Annotated in this window: 18 protein-coding genes; 13 read left to right on the top strand and 5 right to left on the bottom strand. The window is 45.4% G+C overall.

The window, feature by feature from the left end; genetic code table 11:
- Positions 1–123: 123 nt before the first annotated feature.
- Positions 124–1,032 carry a TIGR03899 family protein gene (locus AB4263_RS02170; RefSeq protein WP_017069397.1) on the top strand — a complete coding sequence of 303 codons (909 nt, stop codon included), beginning with the start codon at positions 124–126 and terminating at the stop codon, positions 1,030–1,032.
- Between the two features lie 171 nt (positions 1,033–1,203).
- Here AB4263_RS02170 and cysC read toward each other — a convergent pair whose 3' ends face one another.
- The 4 genes from cysC to cysD form a co-directional block, all read right to left on the bottom strand.
- A complete protein-coding gene (gene cysC / locus AB4263_RS02165) occupies positions 1,204–1,824 on the bottom strand; it encodes an adenylyl-sulfate kinase (protein WP_102320278.1) in 621 nt (206 codons plus the stop codon).
- 24 nt (positions 1,825–1,848) lie between these two features.
- A complete protein-coding gene (locus AB4263_RS02160) occupies positions 1,849–3,573 on the bottom strand; it encodes an SLC13 family permease (protein WP_372097334.1) in 1,725 nt (574 codons plus the stop codon).
- Positions 3,574–3,638: 65 nt separating this feature from the next.
- Positions 3,639–5,069 carry a sulfate adenylyltransferase subunit CysN gene (gene cysN / locus AB4263_RS02155; protein ID WP_372097332.1) on the bottom strand — a complete coding sequence of 477 codons (1,431 nt, stop codon included), beginning with the start codon at positions 5,067–5,069 and terminating at the stop codon, positions 3,639–3,641.
- An 18-nt stretch (positions 5,070–5,087) separates the two neighbouring features.
- Entirely contained in the window at positions 5,088–6,032 is a 945-nt protein-coding gene (cysD, locus tag AB4263_RS02150; protein WP_226088532.1) for a sulfate adenylyltransferase subunit CysD, read from the bottom strand.
- A gap of 414 nt (positions 6,033–6,446) precedes the next feature.
- On the opposite strand from cysD, the gene AB4263_RS02145 reads away from it, so the two are divergent.
- The 10 genes from AB4263_RS02145 (at position 6,447) to AB4263_RS02100 (ending at position 16,006) form a co-directional block, all read left to right on the top strand.
- The gene (locus tag AB4263_RS02145) at positions 6,447–8,423 is read left to right on the top strand and encodes a bifunctional 2',3'-cyclic-nucleotide 2'-phosphodiesterase/3'-nucleotidase (protein ID WP_136979540.1); all 1,977 of its coding nucleotides are present in this window, start codon (positions 6,447–6,449) and stop codon (positions 8,421–8,423) included.
- 338 nt (positions 8,424–8,761) lie between these two features.
- Entirely contained in the window at positions 8,762–9,349 is a 588-nt protein-coding gene (locus AB4263_RS02140) for a DedA family protein (RefSeq protein WP_017100018.1), read from the top strand.
- Entirely contained in the window at positions 9,346–10,479 is a 1,134-nt protein-coding gene (locus AB4263_RS02135) for an ATP-grasp domain-containing protein (protein ID WP_136979542.1), read from the top strand. Before AB4263_RS02140 ends, AB4263_RS02135 begins: the two co-directional genes overlap by 4 nt.
- Before the next feature lie 19 nt (positions 10,480–10,498).
- On the top strand, positions 10,499–11,041 hold the full coding sequence (locus AB4263_RS02130) for a hypothetical protein (protein WP_372097330.1): 543 nt from the start codon (positions 10,499–10,501) through the stop codon (positions 11,039–11,041).
- A gap of 2 nt (positions 11,042–11,043) precedes the next feature.
- Entirely contained in the window at positions 11,044–11,793 is a 750-nt protein-coding gene (locus AB4263_RS02125) for an NRDE family protein (protein ID WP_372097328.1), read from the top strand.
- A gap of 12 nt (positions 11,794–11,805) precedes the next feature.
- Positions 11,806–12,243, top strand: coding sequence for a YHS domain-containing (seleno)protein (locus AB4263_RS02120; protein ID WP_102333018.1), 438 nt, complete (start codon positions 11,806–11,808; stop codon positions 12,241–12,243).
- Between the two features lie 12 nt (positions 12,244–12,255).
- Positions 12,256–14,010 (top strand): lysophospholipid acyltransferase family protein, encoded by a 1,755-nt coding sequence (locus AB4263_RS02115; protein ID WP_372097326.1) that lies wholly within the window; start codon positions 12,256–12,258, stop codon positions 14,008–14,010.
- Positions 14,011–14,081: 71 nt separating this feature from the next.
- Complete coding sequence (locus AB4263_RS02110) at positions 14,082–14,648, top strand: Crp/Fnr family transcriptional regulator (RefSeq protein WP_372097324.1); 567 nt, start codon at positions 14,082–14,084, stop codon at positions 14,646–14,648.
- A gap of 57 nt (positions 14,649–14,705) precedes the next feature.
- Positions 14,706–15,158, top strand: a complete 453-nt coding sequence (locus AB4263_RS02105; protein WP_017058878.1) for a GNAT family N-acetyltransferase — start codon at positions 14,706–14,708, stop codon at positions 15,156–15,158.
- Positions 15,158–16,006: a DMT family transporter gene (locus AB4263_RS02100; protein ID WP_065584307.1), complete on the top strand. Its 849-nt coding sequence runs from the start codon at positions 15,158–15,160 to the stop codon at positions 16,004–16,006. The genes AB4263_RS02105 and AB4263_RS02100 overlap by 1 nt, the downstream gene beginning before the upstream one ends.
- 59 nt (positions 16,007–16,065) lie before the next feature.
- On the opposite strand, the gene AB4263_RS02095 is transcribed toward AB4263_RS02100, so the two are convergent.
- Positions 16,066–16,650, bottom strand: a complete 585-nt coding sequence (locus AB4263_RS02095; RefSeq protein ID WP_017068022.1) for a LysM-like peptidoglycan-binding domain-containing protein — start codon at positions 16,648–16,650, stop codon at positions 16,066–16,068.
- A 213-nt stretch (positions 16,651–16,863) separates the two neighbouring features.
- Between AB4263_RS02095 and AB4263_RS02090 the strand changes: the two genes are divergently transcribed.
- A complete protein-coding gene (locus AB4263_RS02090; RefSeq protein WP_017078817.1) occupies positions 16,864–17,484 on the top strand; it encodes an FKBP-type peptidyl-prolyl cis-trans isomerase in 621 nt (206 codons plus the stop codon).
- Positions 17,485–17,618: 134 nt separating this feature from the next.
- Positions 17,619–18,113: a DUF2780 domain-containing protein gene (locus AB4263_RS02085; protein ID WP_017058875.1), complete on the top strand. Its 495-nt coding sequence runs from the start codon at positions 17,619–17,621 to the stop codon at positions 18,111–18,113.
- Positions 18,114–18,213 lie beyond the last annotated feature (100 nt).

Raw genomic sequence — 18,213 nt, 5'->3', positions numbered from 1 at the left:
GCTTTTTGATAAGTAGTTATTCTACAATCAAAAATTGTAGCTCAGTTATCAAGCGTTTTAACAAGCTAGGCTGAGCAATTATTTACTACGATTGGTTTTGAGTCGTCTCCTAACGGTACTCTTATGTCAAAAACCAAACAGCCAGTGATCATTGAGCATGCTAGCGACACACAGCATAAGCATGAGAAAAAGCCTCATATTGCCGACAGTGCCAGCAGAATGCTGCACATCGCACAAAGCTTCGGCCTCGATTCCTTAATTAGTCATAGTGCCAAGCCAAAGGATAAAGCTGAGAGTACGCTTATCGAACGGGCACTATTGCGAGAGAAAAAACGTAGAGAGCTTCGCCAAAAGAACCTAGAACAGATTCTAAAGTTGGCGCACTCTTCATGTAAGGATGAAGCGGCTGGAGACCCGGATCAGGACTGGTTATACCGTTTCTTCGACATGGCACAAGAGATCCACAATACATCGATGCAGAGGCTATGGGCTCAAGTACTGAAACGAGAAGTCACCAACCCAGGCTCGACGTCGATGAAGGCACTGCAAATCTTAAAAGACATGACGCCAAAGGAAGCACTGACCTTACAAAGAGCAGCTTCATTAGGCTGCAGTTTTGGTAGCGATAACAGCAGAAAGCTCTTACTCGGCTTTAAATCTCATGCAGGGCTATTCAACTTTGGCAAAAGGGACACCACCAACACCATCAACCTTGGTGGGCACAACCTGCCCTACTCCAGCTTGCTCCACTTGATAGAGCTCGGGATTATTCTGGGCACAGAATTAGAATCCGGAGAGATTGATTTCGATCCAGCCCTGCACCTAACCTATCAAGGTAAGAGCATGTCACTGGCACCATTATCAAAAGGCGTGAAGCTGGTTTACTACCGATTCAGCCCTACAGGCAATGAGCTTTGTACCTTGCTCGGTAACAAGCCAAACACGCAGTATTACGATCAACTGATTGCACTATTGAGCCAGAAATTCACAGTACAGACAGAAGTGAAAAGCAGCGTAAATTACACCGTCTAGACACTCGACGGAGCTAAAATTGACGGTGTAAAAAGTGAAGTATAGAGAGGAATAAAGAGAATCTAGAGGATAGGTTTCTTGTCTCGGTAAACTAAGGCTGCACTATTTATCGGTCGTGAATAAACAGATAAACAGATAAACAGCTGAGTAGCCTTAGTCATACCAACGATCTCAGTTGGCTAAGATATTTCGCTTCTCCAACGCATCAATACACAGTTCGACCAATTCATCGAGTGTCTTCTCACCTGCAGGTAGATCAATCTCAGGGTTCTGAGGCGCTTCGTACACTGAACTAATACCTGTAAAGTTCGGGATCTCTCCGGCACGTGCTTTCTTATACAGACCTTTAGGGTCACGCTGTTCGCAAACCTCTAATGGCGTATTGACGAACACCTCAAGAAACTCACCTTCCGGCAATAAATCTCTCACGAGTTGCCTTTCAGCTTGATGCGGAGAAATAAAGGCTGACAACACGATCAAGCCTGCATCTGCCATCAATTTAGCAAGCTCACCAATACGACGGATGTTCTCTCGACGATCTTGCTCAGAGAAGCCAAGGTCACTACATAATCCATGACGCACATTGTCGCCATCCAATAAATAAGTATGGTAACCAAGCTGTGCCAAGCGATTTTCTAATGCTCCAGCGACTGTCGATTTACCAGAACCAGACAACCCCGTGAACCAGAGCACGGCTGGCTTTTGTGATTTCAGATCCGCGCGAAATGTTTTATCAATCGAGTGTTGATGCCACACAACATTCTCATCTTTGGATTTGAGTACTGCGGTCATAATTAGTCCTTTAAATAAACAGCATTAAAATGGGAAAAAATAAGGAATTAGGGTCAGCACCAAGCCCGAATATACAATCGAGATTGGAATGCCGATACGCAGATAATCCGTTAAATGGTAATTACCTACGCTATAAACAAGTAAGTTGGTTTGGTAGCCGTATGGAGAGATAAAACTGGCACTGGCACCAAACAGTACCGCCATGATGAACGGCATAGGGTCAACGCCATAACCTACTGCCATACTGTAGCCAATCGGAAATGAGAGTGCTGCAGCCGCATTATTGGTCACCAGCTCTGTCAAAACCAAAGTCATAAAGTAGGTAGCAACTAACGCACCGAATACGCCCCAGCCATTAAACGCCTCCATAAACATCAGCCCCATCCGCTCAGATAAACCCGATGAAATCATCAGTTGAGCAATAGAAAGTGCAGAGCCCACGATCACCACAATATCAACTGGGAAACGGCGGCGGAGCTCACCCAGTTGCACCACGCCAAATGCCACCAGCAACAGTAGAAAACCAGCTAAGCCTTTGATAATAGGTACTGCATCGATAAGGGCTAAACCAATCACGCTAGCAAAGCCGAGCAACACGAACGTCGATTTGTCGGCATCAAGCTTGGCACTCGAATCTAAGTCATTCATCAACACAAACTCTTTGTTGTGTTGTTGGCGCTGTTCTTCAAAGCGTTTACCTGGAACCAAAATCAAGGTATCACCAGCGGTCAATGTGATATTCCCTAGCCCACCTTCTAGGCGTTCATGGCCACGACGAATAGCAACCACAACCGCATCGAAACGATCTCTAAATTGGCTGGTTTTCAGGGTTTTGTTACAGAAGCTTGCCGACGAACTCACCACCACTTCAACAAAGCTCTGGCCATTCAAATGATGCTGACCAAACAGGGTTAAACCTTGGATTTCTTGCAGTGTTGCAACACTCTCTACATCACCACAAAACAGCAATCGGTCGCGAGCTTGAAGAATAAAATCAGGGTCAATCGACGCGGTGGTTTTACCGTCTCGAATCACTTCGGCTAAGAACAGTTTTCTAAGAGCTCTAAGATTATTTTCAGTGACGCTACGGCCAACTAATGGAGAACCTGGCTCAACTCGCGCCTCGAGAAAGTAAGGCAGATCATCTTGAGAACCATCATCGTAGCTGGGTAGAAAATAGCTAAGAGGAATAAGGATCAATACCCCACCGACCAAAACCGCTAAACCGATCAAGGTAGGTGTGAAAAAGTTTAAGCTCGGTAAACCTGCATCTTCAACAAAACTATTGATGATCAAATTGGTAGAGGTGCCGATCAATGTCAGGGTGCCACCTAAGATGGCAGCGTATGACAAAGGGATAAGTAACTTAGACGGCGCGTGCTGTTGATTACGTTTGATCGCCCCGATCAAAGAAACAACCACCGCGGTGTTATTAGTAAAAGAAGAAAGTAACGCTGTAGAAATACCCAACTTCGCAACCACGGTACCTAGCCTACCTTCAGAGATATTGCGGCTAACCCAGCTGATTAAGCGAGTTTTCTCCAACGCACTTGATGCGAGGATCAGAAGAATTAAAGTCAGTAACGAGGAGTTAGTGAAGTTATTAGCCAAGCTCGACAAGTCGATCATGCCAGCCATAAAAGCAATAAACGCCGCGCCAGCAAAGATAAAGCTTGGCTTAATACGGGTAACGAGCAGGCAAGTAATGATGCCGAGCAAAATCGCTAATACAAATCCTTGTTGCCACATATACCCGTCCTTTATGGCGGAAACGATCGGTTTCCGCCTGATTCAATAAGCTGTTACTTGGTCGTTTATGACTTCAGTAGTTGGCTTAGATCTTTGGCATCCCAATGAGGGAAATGTTTGCGAACCAATGCGTTGAACTCAAGTTCAAATGCAGAGAAGTTACCGACTTGCTGTTCAACAGAGTCCAAACGGTCTCGAATCAAACCCGCGCCAACCGTCACGTTGGTTAGTCGGTCGATAACGATGAAGCCACCGGTATCGGCACTTTCACGGTATTTATCCAGCGCGACAGTCTCGTTCAGTGACCATTCACACAAGCCAATGCCATTCAATGGCAACTCATCGACAGCGTGAGTCGATAGGTTGTTGATGTCGTATTGGTGACGAACCGTTTCAACCTGACCAACGGTTTTCTTGCCTGCGATCTTGATGTCGTAAGCTTTGCCTGGTTGCAATGGTTGCTCTGTCATCCACACGATGTCAGCCAATACGTGGTTAGTGGATTCAATCTGCGCGTTTTCTAGCACAATCAAATCACCACGACTGATATCAATCTCATCTTCAAGAGTCAGTGTTACTGCCAAGCCCGCTTGCGCAGACTCCAAATCACCATCAAAAGTTACAATGCGTGCAACCTTAGAGGTTTTACCCGACGGCAGCGCCTTGATTTCATCACCGACACTGACACAGCCAGAGGCAACGGTGCCAGCAAAACCGCGGAAGTCTAAGTTAGGACGATTGACGTACTGAACTGGGAATCGGAATTCACCTGCCGAACGCTTTTGGTCAATGTCGACGTTCTCTAACACTTCTAGCAGAGATGGGCCTTCGAACCATGCAAGCTCTTTACTTGGTGCAGCAACGTTGATGCCTTCAAGCGCCGATACTGGCAAGATCTGAATATTGGTTTCGCCTTCTAGGTTTTCTGCAAACTCTAGGTATTCATCGCGAATTTCTTCAAAACGATCTTGCGCGTAATCCACGAGATCCATCTTGTTTACAGCAACGATGAAATGCTTCAAACCAAGCAGGTTAGAGATAAACGAGTGACGACGTGTTTGATCCAGAACGCCCTTACGAGCATCAATCAAGATCACCGCCAGATCACACGTTGAAGCGCCTGTTGCCATGTTGCGCGTATACTGCTCATGCCCAGGAGTATCAGCAATAATGAACTTACGTTTTTGAGTCGAGAAGTAGCGGTAAGCCACATCGATCGTGATCCCTTGCTCACGCTCAGCCTGCAGACCATCAACAAGCAGTGCCAAATCAGGTTTCTCACCTGTCGTTCCCACTCGTTGGCTATCCGAGTGAACCGCCGCTAGCTGATCTTCATAAATCTGTTTTGTATCATGGAGTAAGCGACCGATTAGCGTACTTTTACCGTCATCTACCGAGCCACAAGTTAAAAATCTAAGCATAGATTTATGCTGATGCTGACTTAGATAACCTTCAATCCCTAGTTCAGCCAATTCGGCTTCTACTGCACTATTCATTTTTCTTTCCTTAGATTCTTAGAAATAACCTTGGCGCTTTTTCAGCTCCATAGAGCCCGACTGATCATGGTCAATCGCTCGACCTTGACGCTCACTAGACGTCGCCACCAGCATCTCTTCAATAATGCCCGTTAGCGTATTCGCCTCAGATTCAACCGCTCCGGTTAATGGGTAACAGCCTAAAGTACGAAAACGAACGCTTTTCTCTTCAATCACTTCACCTTCTTGCAGCTCCATACGGTCATCATCAACCATGATCAGCATGCCATCACGCTCAACTACAGGGCGTTTGTCTGAAAGGTAAAGTGGAACAATATCGATGCTCTCTAGATAGATGTATTGCCAGATATCGAGCTCAGTCCAATTAGATAGCGGGAAGACACGAATGCTTTCGCCCTTATTAACCTGACCGTTGTAGGTGTGCCAAAGCTCTGGACGCTGGTTTTTTGGATCCCACGTATGGTTCTTATCACGGAAAGAATAAACACGTTCTTTCGCACGAGATTTTTCTTCATCACGACGCGCACCACCAAAAGCCGCATCGAACCCATACTTGTTTAACGCCTGCTTAAGGCCCTGTGTTTTCATGATGTCAGTGTGCTTCGAAGAACCATGTACAAATGGGCTACAACCCATCTCAATACCTTCTGGGTTCTTATGTACTAAAAGGTCGAAGCCGTACTTTTTAGCCGTACGATCACGAAACTCAATCATCTCGCGGAATTTCCAATCCGTATCTACATGCAATAGCGGGAATGGAATCTTGCCTGGATAAAACGCTTTGCGAGCTAAATGAAGCATCACAGAAGAATCTTTTCCGATGGAGTACATCATCACTGGGTTATCAAACTCAGCCGCTACTTCACGGATAATATGAATACTTTCCGCTTCGAGCTGTTTTAGGTGGGTTAAACGTTCTTGGTCCATTTCAGTGCTTCCTTTAAGGCTCGCGTTACGAGCAATTCATTACTTGGTCTTGCCAAGCATGGGATTTAACTCATCCACTTGAGTGAATGGGAGTATTGGCACTAGAAGAAAACAGAAGCTTCGTGTTGAGCTATCCTTGCTATTCGTCTGCCTGATACGTCCTTGATATAGGCATTATGACGAGCCTCTCATATTACTGGAAATTCTAAAATTTCATTTTTTATTCGAAAAGCTGATAAGGGATTGAATTTATCGATAAGCAGGTGAAATGAATGGACTAATATTATCGATATCAGTTGCACATCGATTAATCAGGTTTGGGAGGCGTCTTGCAGAACACCATAAAGTAGTCGATCTAAGTCACGAATTAACATTCGTTGTAATCATTGTTTCATTCCATTTTGTTACATTACGCAACGAATTTTCTACTATCCACTTTGGAGCTACAAAATGAAAGTTGCAATGAAACCTTTGTCATTGGCTGTGCTTGCGGGTCTTGGTTTGACTCTAGCAGGCTGTACAACAACACCAGATACCGATGAAGTGATTAAACTACGTGTCGTAGAGACAACGGACATCCATACCAACCTAATGGATTACGATTACTACAAAGACAAGCCATCGAAAAAAATCGGCTTAGCACGTACTGCAACTCTAGTAAAAGAAGCTCAAAACGAAGTAACCAACAGCGTATTAGTTGATAACGGTGACTTGCTGCAAGGTAGCCCAATGGGTGACTACATGGCAGACAAAGGCATTGAAGCGGGTGAAGTTCACCCTGCATACAAAGCTATGAACCAGCTAAGCTACGACGCTGCAAACATAGGTAACCACGAATTCAACTACGGTCTTGATTTCCTAGAAGAGTCAATCAACGACGCTGATTTCCCGTACATCAGTGCTAACGTTTACGACGCAAAAACCAAAGAACACTACTTCACACCTTACATCATCAAGACGCACACGTTTGAAGATACTGCAGGCGTAGAGCATGAAGTAAAAGTCGGCTACATCGGTTTCGTTCCACCACAAATCATGACGTGGGATAAGAAGAACCTTGAAGGTAAAGTAATCGCTCGTGACATCATTGAGACGGCTAACGAGTTAGTGCCTCAAATGAAAGCGGAAGGCGCTGAAGTTATCGTTGCTATCCCTCACTCAGGCGTATCAACTGACCCATACAAAAATGGCGAAGAGAACTCAACGTTCTACCTATCTGAAGTAGATGGCATTGATGCGATCGCATTCGGCCACTCTCACGCAGTGTTCCCAGGTAAAGGTTTTGATGACATTCAAGGCATCGACAACGAAACGGGCACAATGAACGGCGTTGCGGCAGTAATGCCAGGTCGTTGGGGTAGCCACGTTGGTGTTATGGACCTAACACTGGCACAAAAAGACGGTAAGTGGGAAGTCGTTAAAGGCCAATCAGAAGCACGCCCTATCTACGACAAGATCGAGAAGAAATCTCTTGCTGCGGCTGATGAAGGCATCGTAACAGCACTAGAAAAAGACCACGCTGGTACTCGTGAGTTTGTTAACCAACCGATTGGTAAAGCAGACGATGTGATGTACAGCTTCTTGTCTCTAGTACAAGACGATCCAACAGTTCAAATCGTTAACCTTGCACAGAAAGATTACGTTGAACAGTTCATCCAAGGTGACCCTGACCTAGATGGTACGCCAGTACTTTCCGCGGCTGCACCATTCAAAGCTGGTGGCCGTAAGAATGACCCAGCGAACTTCACTGAAGTTGAATCTGGTCAACTGACATTCCGTAACGCAGCTGACTTATACCTTTACCCGAACACACTAGTTGCGATGAAGGTAACAGGTCACGAAGTAAAAGAGTGGCTTGAGTGTTCTGCTGGTCAATTCAACCAAGTTGATGTTAACTCAACAGCACCACAACAGTTGATCGAGTGGGAGAACTTCCGCACTTACAACTTCGATGTTATCGACGGTGTTGATTACCAAATCGACGTAACTCAACCTGCGAAATACGATGCAAACTGTAAAGTCGTTAACCCTGACTCACAGCGTATTGTTGGCCTAACTTACCAAGGTAAGCCAATCGACATGAAGCAAGACTTCCTGATCGCAACCAACAACTACCGTGCATACAGCGCTAAGTTCCCAGGCACAGGTGAAGACTTCATCGCATTTGATGCACCAGATGAGAACCGTACTGTTCTTGCAAACTACATCTCTCGCGTAAGCAAAGAACAAGGTCAAGTGAGCCCAAGCGCAGATAACAATTGGTCATTTGCACCAATCAAAACGGATAACAAGCTAGATATCCGCTTTGAAACATCTCCAAGCGACAAAGCAGCAGAGTTCATTAAAGAGAAAGGTCAATACCCGATGAAACGTGTTGCGACTGACGATGTTGGTTTTGCTGTTTACCAGATTGACCTAACTAAATAGATTGCTTAAGTAATCCATAGTTAACGTTCTGAAAGGCTGAGTTTTACGACTCAGCCTTTTTCTTTTCTTCTAAATGTTCAGCCCAAAGCCCTAATTTTCGAACGACAAACTCTCGTTCAACCCGCTTCCAAATGCCACGCCTTCAGCTTCAAAACAGCAGTCAAACAGCAGTCAAACAGCAGTCAAACAGCACGACTCAAACCACCAATTGAATGAATCCAACACAAAAAAACACTAATCAGCTGTAAGTTTTTATCTGCTCCTCCTGTCTATTTAATTTACCACACTCAATGAATGGTGGTTAAGCCATTCATCTATAGGATAGATAAGGGCATTTAATGAGCACCGTCGAGAGCATTCAAGCATGGTTACATTCAGGGGAGGAGTCGCTGCTATGGCTGATGCTTGGCATCATCGCGCTTTCTTATCTGCTTGAAGATCTTGCGATTGTTACGGCGGCAGGTATCGCGACTCAAGGTCTAATACTTCCTCAATATGCGCTGCTTGCTATTTTCATCGGTATTGCCACGGGTGATCTCGGTCTTTATTACCTGGGTAAATCAGGACGTTACTTCCGAGGTGTTCGATATAAAGCCCTCACTAATAAGTACTTTCGTTCGCTTCGTACCAAATTACGTCAGAACGCATTCAGCAGCCTTTTTGTTATCCGCTTTATTCCCGGGCTTCGTACCGTCGGCTTTACCTTAAGTGGCTTTTTCGCCATCCCACTGCCTACTTTCTTGTTTGCCGTGATTAGTGCCACTGCGCTCTGGACTGGCATTGTCTTCTCTGCCATCTACTATTTAGGGACATCAGCGTGGCTGCAAGCCTCTGAATATCAATGGATCATCATCCCGTGTGCCATCGCTTTGCTGTTTATCGGCAATCGATTAATGAATAGAACCTACTCTAGAGGATTATCATGAGTTCACCGCAAGATATTCGCATCATTCCAGCACATCAAATTAATGCAGGCATGCCTTTGCTTGAAAAAGATACCGTGCGCAGCGTCTCTCCTTATGAGTTTCTTCCAACTTGGTTCTTCTACACGCCAGTGGTGATTCAAAGCCTGATGCAAGGGTTACGGCACTTTGACTGGGCACTGCCGCTCATCGCCAACCCAAGCATCAAGTTAAGCGGTATGGTAGGCGAATCAAAACACGAGATATTAAGCCTTGCCGGATCTTCAAGTCAGCGTTGGATCTCTCCGTTTATCACCCTCACCAAAACGGATCTCAACGGTAAGAAACAAGCCGAAGACGCACGCAGCGCACTCATACAAACGGATCTTGATTTCCCTATCGTGGCTAAGCCGGATCTTGGCTGTCGAGGTGTTGGCGTTAAGCTGATCAACAACCAAGTTCAACTTGAGCAATATGTCGAATCTTTCCCAAATAATGCTCGCTTTCTACTGCAAAAAAAGGCGCCTTATCAAGCCGAAGCGGGTGTTTTCTACGTTCGTTACCCAAATAAAAAGCAAGGTGAGATCATCTCGATCACACTCAAATATGCGCCAATGGTGATGGGTGATGGCAAGTCGACACTCAAGCAGTTAATTGAAAACAGCCCGCGCGCTGGGCAGCTCAGTCACCTGTATCTACCAAGGCATGAAGATAAATTGGATCACGTGCTCGCAGAGGGCGAAGAGTTCCAACTCGCGTTCGCAGGTAGCCATAGCCGTGGCTGCATCTTCCGCGATGGCAATCAATACATCACTCGGGCTTTAACTGAACGTTTAGACGAGATATTCGATGACTTCGATGGTTTTCATTTTGGCCGACTCGACGTCAAGTTTAAGGACATGCACAGCCTAATGAACGGCGAGGATTTCACGATCCTTGAGGTCAATGGCGCAAGCAGTGAGGCTGGGCATATCTGGGATCGCAACACACCGCTGCGAGAGATATTTTCTACGCTACTACTGCAATACCGCATTCTTTTTGATATTGGCGCTCAGCAAAAACAACGAGGCCATAAGACTCCTTCTTTCAAAAGCTTATTCGCTGCGTGGCAAGAAGAGCGACGCCTTGTTCAACAATATCCGACCACTGACTAACTTTGTACGAGGACCATGAATGAACCCCATAGCCCAACCGAGCACCCTCACTTCTTTCTCTCCTAGTATCAAAGGAGCGGTAGAGATATTGAATCAGGGTCTAGAGTTTTTGTTAGCGATATCTGACAGCGACTATCTGACACGAGCAAAGCCGCACGTCACAAGCTCTATTGGTGAGCATACTCGTCACACGCTCGATCTTTTTCACGCTTTAATTTTAAAAGAGAATGCGACCGTTGATTACAACACTCGCCGTCGTGGTCATCCCGTCGAATACGACCGCTCAATTGCAGTAAAAGAGATCCATTATGTGATCAACTGGCTTGAACGACTAGACCGCAGAGATCTCGAAGCGCCTATCATGATCCAAACCGAAGTTTCAATGGATACACAAGTATTCGCCAGCCTGCCTTCTACGTTAGAAAGAGAGGTCACCTTTGCTGCTCTGCATGCCAATCATCACTACGCGATGATCAAGGTGATCACCACCTTCCTAGACGTCGAAACATGCAATACCTTTGGTTATGCCCCAACCACCAGCAGCTATCTGAGGGAGCAATAATCATGTGTTCAGTATCTTGGCTGCTTGAAGAAAATGGTTATCAGGTCTTTTTTAACCGTGACGAACAAAAGACGCGAGCACTAGCAATGCCACCTAAACAGTATCGAGTCAACGGTGTCGATATCATCATGCCACTCGACCCAACTGGCGGTGGTAGCTGGATCAGTATCAATGAGTTCGGGCTTTCGCTATGCCTACTCAATAACTATCAAGGCATAGTGCCTGTTGGACCTTTAGTCAGCCGTGGTTTGCTACTCAAGAATCTATCATCGAGTCGTAACATCAGTCAGCTCTCTGAAGCGTTTCACAAGCTAGACCTACACTCTTTTGCCCCATTTACCTTGCTAGCTTTCGCGCCCAATCTAACCCAACACAATGGTCTGGTTATCGCCTACATGTGGGATGGTATTCAACAGAAAATAGTCGACACTGATTCTCCACTCTTCTCATCCGGTGTTGATTTAGAGCGAGTGCAAGCCTACCGACAAGCAAAATATGATCAGCTCATGGCGGCAGGTAAGAATCAACAGAACTTACTGATGTTCCACTCTCACCATCACAATGAGCAACCTCATTTAGCGACCTGTATGCATCGCGAAGACGCACATACCGTGAGCTTTACACACTTACGTAACCTGCATGGTCAAGCCTCTATGTTTTATGCACCCGGCTCACCATGCGAACCCATTAAACCATGTCAGATAAATCAGCAGCGCTTTACCTTTGATTTATCACCCGCAATCAATCTATAGATGGAGTCCATCATGAGAAAACTATTCACCATGGTTCTGCTACTTGTTAGCCCGTACGTATTTGCCGCCGATGAAATCTACACTGGTTTCTTTAGCAGTAAGGCGCTCGATGGCTACGATACCGTCGCATATTTCACTTCCGGTAAGCCCATTGAAGGCAGTAAAAAATTCAGCACTGAGTACAAAGGGGCGGATTGGTATTTCTCTTCTGAAAAGAATCTGACTTTATTTGTTAATAATCCTGAAAAATATGCCCCTCAATATGGTGGCTATTGCGCTTGGGCAGTATCAGCGAAGAGCGACTTTGCACCGAGTGACCCACATCAATGGACGATTGTTGATAACAAGCTTTACCTCAACTACGACCAAGAGATTAAGCAGCGCTGGGAACAAGACCAAGCACAGCATATTCAACAAGCCGATAAAGTTTGGCCGCAACTGATTAAGTAAGGTAATTTCATTATGATTGATAGTCCTTTTCGTTTACCACGTTACACGCCTTTTGGTTTAGGTGAGTCTGTTGTCGAGTGGGCAACTGGGCTATCTAAGCTAGACCGACTCTACCAAGATCGTAAAAACGAGTTATCTAGCTTCGAATTCATGAATTACACTCTGTCGGCGCTCAATATCGACTACTCGGTTGCATCGGGAAGCACGGAAAACATCCCGGAAGAAGGGCCTGTCGTGATTGTGGCGAACCACCCGCTTGGCGCCATCGAAGGCGTGATCCTTGCCGATCTCGTAGGATCAGTAAGAAAGGATGTGAAGGTGCTGGCCAATGAGTTACTTAAGCGCCTGCCTGAACTGGATGATCTTTTCATCGGTGTCGATGTCTTTAACAGTAAAGAATCGAAACGCACCAATGCCAAAGCGATTCGAGATGCCAATCGTCATTTGGCTGATGGTGGACTATTGATTGTATTCCCAGCAGGTGAAGTATCAAGCTACCGTAAAGGGGCAAAAACACTGACAGACATCGAGTGGAGCAAGTCGGTAGCGAAATTCGTCAAACGTCACCAAGCCACCACGGTACCTATCTTTATCAATGGCAAGAACAGTGAGCTTTTCTATCAAGCGGGTCGTGTTCATCCACTGTTGAGAACCGCTCTACTCGGGCGTGAACTTCTTAATAAACAAGCGACAACTATCTCTATCTCGATTGGCTCATCGATTCCATATTCAGAGATAAAATCGTTTGAAAAAGAGATGGATATCGTCAACTACCTACGACTTAATACCTATCTAATGAGTCAACAAGACTGCCCGAGCACGCCCATCCACGCACCTTCTTTTGATACCCAAGTGATTGCGCCTATTCCGCCAGAAGTGTTGGCAATAGAGGTCGATTCTCTTCCGGAAGATATGAAGTTACTTGAGCAAGGGAACTTTGAGGTCTACTGCACACCAAGCCAATCCATTCCTAACTTAATGCGCGAGATTGGTCGAGTAAGAGAAGAAAGCTTTAGAGAAGTCGGAGAAGGCAGCGGGCTGGCCTGTGATTTAGATGAGTATGACCTTTACTACCATCAACTGTTTGTGTGGAATAAAACCAAGGCAGAACTAGTCGGGGCGTATCGACTCGGTATGGTCGACAAACTCATCGCAGAGCACGGGCTTGATCAGCTTTACTCTCGTAGCCTGTTTAACTACAACCAAGAATTCATTGATACGTTAGAAAACAGCATTGAACTAGGGCGATCGGTAGTAAGTAAACCTTACCAAAAGAGCCTGAACTCACTGTTACTATTGTGGAAAGGCATTGCGACCTTTGTGTCTCGTCACCCTCAATATACCCATCTGTTCGGCCCAGTCAGTATCAGCAATGATTACAGCCACAATGCGCGTCTGTTGATCGCGACCACGTTATCAATCCACCATTATGATGAGGAAAAGGCGAATTTGGTTTCACCTTCGTCACCACTCAATACCAGCAGTCATGTGTTCTGGCAAAATCACCTGCTCTCTTCACTGGCGAGTGTGCCTCTGCTCTCTAAAGTGTTAGCACGCATGGAGCAAGGTAAAGGCCTGCCGGTACTGCTGCGCCAATATCTAGGGATGAACGGTAAACTGGTGTGTTTTAATGTCGACCCATCGTTTAATGATGCCTTGGATGGCTTGATTGTGGTGAACCTTAAAAAGGTACCACTGAAGACTCTGGGTAAATACATGGGCAGAGAGCTTGCTCAAGATTACCTAGAGCAACACGCACGCCGCTGATTTATCCCGCTCTGTACCTCTCTCCAAATAAGTGCGATGATTTCGGCACTTATTTGGGTTAGGTTATTTTCATGCACACCTCTTTTATCGAACAACTACAAAGCTTCGACTTCTCTGAAAGCCAGATTGAATCTCTAGTTGCTGTCGCCAAGCCACTTGAGTTGCCAACCAGAAACATCTTGATCAATCAAGGTGAGATGGCGAGTTCAATCTACTTTGTACTTGAAGGCTTGTGCCATGCCTGCTACCTCACTGATGATGGTAAGCAATACAGTAAAGAGTTCTATTGGGAACAAGATTGGATCATCGGCTTTGAGAGTCTGATAAAAAGCCAAGCGTCCCCTTACCTATTAGAAACGCTGACTCCCATCACCATGTTAGAGCTGCCAATGAATGCGGTTATCGAGTGGCGTGCATCAAATAATCCTTTGTATTTAAAGCTGTTAGAAACACAGCTGATGCATAAGGAAAACAAAGAACGCTTCATGCTGCTCTATACACCAGAGCAACGCTATCAGCTGTTCTGCGAGCACTATCCCGACCTTGAGCAGCGCTTGAACGACAATCAAATTGCAGCCTACCTAGGAATAACCGCAATCAGCCTGAGCAGAATTAAAGGTCGAATTAACAATAGTTAATGCCAACAATCATCGCGCATAGTACATTCAGAGCATCGATAATCTCTGGATGTAAACATGATCACTTGGCACTCAATTCCTTTTTCTGAACTCTCAACACAACAGCTTTATCAACTACTTAAATTAAGAGTCGATGTATTTGTGGTCGAGCAGACTTGTCCTTATCCAGAGCTGGACGGTAAAGATACACTCGCGGGTGTTGAGCACCTGCTTGGCTATGCTGATGAAGAGTTGGTAGCGTGTGCACGTTTATTACCACCAGGTACCTCTTACGACAACACCAGCATCGGTCGAGTCGCAACCAAGCAATCGGCAAGAGGTGGTGGCTTGGGGCATCAATTAATCAAAGAAGCATTAACACGCTGCGAGGCTCTTTGGCCAAATACGGCCATTGATATTGGCGCGCAGCAACACCTAGAAAACTTCTATGCGAGCCACGGCTTCAACACCATCTCGGATATGTATCTCGAAGATGACATTCCTCATATAGACATGAGATTAGAAAAATAATGACGAATATCACTGCCGGTATTCTATTGTTGGTTGCAGGTAACTTGTTTGCCTCGCTTTCCGACGTAGCGGTAAAGCTGTTAAATGGCGAAGTACCGCCCTTACAGTATATTTTTTTCCGACAGTTGATATCTCTGGTCATCATCACCCCTTTGTGGCTACAGCAGAAAAAAGAACAACGGCGCTTACAGCAGGCTAAGGTAACCTTCATTCGAGGTCAGTTAATTCTGACCGGCAGTGGGTGCATGGTGGTCGCGATCACTCACTTGTCTTTGGCAACCGCCAACGCAGTATTTTATGTCGCGCCTTTACTGATGTTGCCGCTCTCAATGTTGCTATTGAAAGAGCAACCGGCACTCGGCAAGGTTATCGGCACAACCATAGGTTTTATTGGTGCATTGATTGTCTTGAGGCCATCACAATTTCATTGGGCGGCACTGTTTGCTTTGGGGACAGCACTCACCCTAGCACTATTTAATGTACTCGTAAGAAAGCTTCCTAGTGAGCAAACGGTGGTCACTACGCTGTGGTGGACAACCTTATTCTCTATTCCAGCCTCATTAGTACTGTGCTTCTTATACTGGCAGCCAGTGTCTGTGGAGCATTTGGGATACATAGCCCTGAGTGCGACGCTAATCTTAAGTTACAACGGCCTTGCAGTTGCTGCCTATCAAAAAGCACACTCTAGCCAAATTGCCTTGGCTGAGTATTCAGGATTGGTGTTTGTCGCGCTAATAGGTGCAATATGGTTCGATGAGATTCCGGATACATTAACCTTTATCGGAATCATGCTTATCATCTTGCCACTCGCCCCTTTCAAGCGACCAAAAAAAAGAGCTAATGCTTAGCTCTTTTCTATCGTTTATCTGTGTCTGGTGAAGCGCTTTAACTCAGGCTCACTATTCATCTACTTACTGCGACCAAAGCCACCATCGGATAAGCGGAAGAACATCACCGAAGTGTCGCCTTTCTCTAGCTGAAGAATGTCCAACTGCCCAGTTTCAGCAAGTTTGAAACGAACCAGCTGGCCTTTACGAATCTGACTGAGCGGCTTATCTGCACCTTCAATTCGCACTAACGCATTCAAGTCAGACAATGGCAAATCGTTGTTTCGAAAAACCTGCGCTAACGTATCCCCTTGCTTAACAAGGTACTCCTGCCAATTTTTGTTACTCGGTTCTAATGAGCTGTTCTTGGCATTTTGCTGTTCGCTTAAGCCGACGGTGTTTATTTCAAGCTCAACGCGCGATGTTGTTGGAGCTGTGTCTACTTTAGGTTCTGGTAGCGGCACAAAAAGTAATATCAGTACGATCGGAGAAATCACCATCAACAGTCTTTGGTGTAACTTCGGCAATGAACCCCAAGTTTGCGCTGTCGAGGTTTTCATTTTCTTCACATCGATCGAACTCAATTTCTCTTTGACCTGATTCAGTCGATCCTTGAATTCTGCTAAGTGGTCAACTTTCTGTTTTTTCTTTTGACGACGATTCATACCACTGCGTCCTATACATTGAATAACTACAGTATAAAAACCAAAGTACCAACAGTATAGATCTTTCCGTCACAACAAGGCCCAAAGCGAGAAAATTGACATGGCTGTGATTTGGGCACGGTAAAGCACAAGTGATCAGGGACTAGCCGTTTCTTCACGCTGCTAATACTGGTATTCTTACCCTTTTCGTACTGACAAAAAGAGTGACTTTTCATGTCTGAAGTAAAATTTGAAACTGTAGAGCAAAAAGCTAGCTACGGTATCGGTCTACAAATGGGCCAACAACTTGCTGGTTCTGGTCTTGAAGGCCTAAACGTTGACGCAATCGCTGCTGGTATCGCAACAGCTCTAGTTGGCGACATGCCAGCTATCGAAGTTGACGAAATCAACAACGCACTACAAGAGCTACACACTCGTGGTGAAGCTGCACGTCAAGAACTAGCTAAAGCAGCAGCAGCTGACGGCGAAGCTTTCCTAACTGACAACGCTCTTCGTTCAGAAGTAACAGTTCTTGAGTCTGGTCTTCAGTACGAAGTACTAACTGAAGGTACTGGCGAAATCCCAACTGCAGACAAGCAAGTACGTGTTCACTACCACGGCGAACTAACTGACGGTACTGTTTTCGACAGCTCTGTATCTCGCGGTCAACCTGCTGAATTCCCAGTAACTGGCGTAATTCAAGGTTGGGTACAAGCTCTACAAATGATGCCTGTTGGCTCTAAGTGGAAGCTATACATCCCTCAAGATCTAGCATACGGTGAGCGTGGCGCAGGTGCTGCAATCCCACCATTTGCTGCTCTAGTATTTGAAGTAGAACTTCTAGCAATTCTTTAATTTTTATAAAAACCTTTAGTAAAACAAAATACTATAGGTAAATAAAATTGAAATAATCCAACGGCGATGTGACTACATCGCCGTTTTTCGTTTATAGTGAAAGAGTAAATTACTTTATTACTTAAGGACGAATAATGAAGAAAGTACTCATCACAGTTTTAAGCAGCCTTGCTGTTGTCTCTTGCGCTAGCACTAGCGACTCTGAACAAACCAGTTCATCATCAGATACCAACTATTCCCAACTATCCCAAACTGCACTGATGGCTGCAGTGAATATGTGGTCTCAGCAGAACGAAACAACACCGCTTGTGGATACGGTAGCTGACCAAGCTTCTGTTACCAGCGACCAAGCAGTTGGCGGTATTGGTTCAATGTTAGCCCTTGCACAAAACTCTCTTGGCACAGCCGACAACAAAGAACTCGCGACACTTATTCCGGGTATGTCGAGCCTTGAGTCTACTGGTCTATCATCGCTACTAAGCTCACAAGGTGCCGTTGAAAGTGCGTTTTCTGGATTAGGTATGGATCCATCAATGGTTACAACATTTGCACCCATCATTCTTCAAGCACTGCAGTCACAAGGTGCAACGAGCGGCCTGATGGATTCACTTTCAGCTATATGGCAATAATCGTTAGTTATTAATAGCTAGCTTAAAATCTAATAAGGGCACTTCGGTGCTCTTTTTTGTGCGTGGAAGAAAAGATATTTGAGATACGAGATACGAGATA

It is taken from the genome of Vibrio sp. 10N.261.55.C5 (assembly GCF_041470505.1).
Taxonomy (GTDB): Bacteria; Pseudomonadota; Gammaproteobacteria; order Enterobacterales; family Vibrionaceae; genus Vibrio; species Vibrio crassostreae_C.
Note: the sequence above shows the minus strand (reverse complement) of the source record. Positions and strands in the feature narration are given on the sequence as shown.

Bases quoted from the DNA above. Each gene is read 5' to 3' on its own strand.
- AB4263_RS02110 (WP_372097324.1), top strand. From the start codon at position 14,082: ATGCACACCTCTTTTATCGAACAACTACAAAGCTTCGACTTCTCTGAA.
- AB4263_RS02170 (WP_017069397.1), top strand. From the start codon at position 124: ATGTCAAAAACCAAACAGCCAGTGATCATTGAGCATGCTAGCGACACA.
- AB4263_RS02095 (WP_017068022.1), bottom strand. From the start codon at position 16,650: ATGAATCGTCGTCAAAAGAAAAAACAGAAAGTTGACCACTTAGCAGAA.
- AB4263_RS02090 (WP_017078817.1), top strand. From the start codon at position 16,864: ATGTCTGAAGTAAAATTTGAAACTGTAGAGCAAAAAGCTAGCTACGGT.
- AB4263_RS02085 (WP_017058875.1), top strand. From the start codon at position 17,619: ATGAAGAAAGTACTCATCACAGTTTTAAGCAGCCTTGCTGTTGTCTCT.
- AB4263_RS02115 (WP_372097326.1), top strand. From the start codon at position 12,256: ATGATTGATAGTCCTTTTCGTTTACCACGTTACACGCCTTTTGGTTTA.
- AB4263_RS02130 (WP_372097330.1), top strand. From the start codon at position 10,499: ATGAACCCCATAGCCCAACCGAGCACCCTCACTTCTTTCTCTCCTAGT.
- AB4263_RS02140 (WP_017100018.1), top strand. From the start codon at position 8,762: ATGAGCACCGTCGAGAGCATTCAAGCATGGTTACATTCAGGGGAGGAG.
- AB4263_RS02145 (WP_136979540.1), top strand. From the start codon at position 6,447: ATGAAAGTTGCAATGAAACCTTTGTCATTGGCTGTGCTTGCGGGTCTT.
- AB4263_RS02120 (WP_102333018.1), top strand. From the start codon at position 11,806: ATGAGAAAACTATTCACCATGGTTCTGCTACTTGTTAGCCCGTACGTA.
- AB4263_RS02100 (WP_065584307.1), top strand. From the start codon at position 15,158: ATGACGAATATCACTGCCGGTATTCTATTGTTGGTTGCAGGTAACTTG.
- AB4263_RS02105 (WP_017058878.1), top strand. From the start codon at position 14,706: ATGATCACTTGGCACTCAATTCCTTTTTCTGAACTCTCAACACAACAG.
- AB4263_RS02160 (WP_372097334.1), bottom strand. From the start codon at position 3,573: ATGTGGCAACAAGGATTTGTATTAGCGATTTTGCTCGGCATCATTACT.
- AB4263_RS02135 (WP_136979542.1), top strand. From the start codon at position 9,346: ATGAGTTCACCGCAAGATATTCGCATCATTCCAGCACATCAAATTAAT.
- cysN (WP_372097332.1), bottom strand. From the start codon at position 5,069: ATGAATAGTGCAGTAGAAGCCGAATTGGCTGAACTAGGGATTGAAGGT.
- cysC (WP_102320278.1), bottom strand. From the start codon at position 1,824: ATGACCGCAGTACTCAAATCCAAAGATGAGAATGTTGTGTGGCATCAA.
- AB4263_RS02125 (WP_372097328.1), top strand. From the start codon at position 11,044: ATGTGTTCAGTATCTTGGCTGCTTGAAGAAAATGGTTATCAGGTCTTT.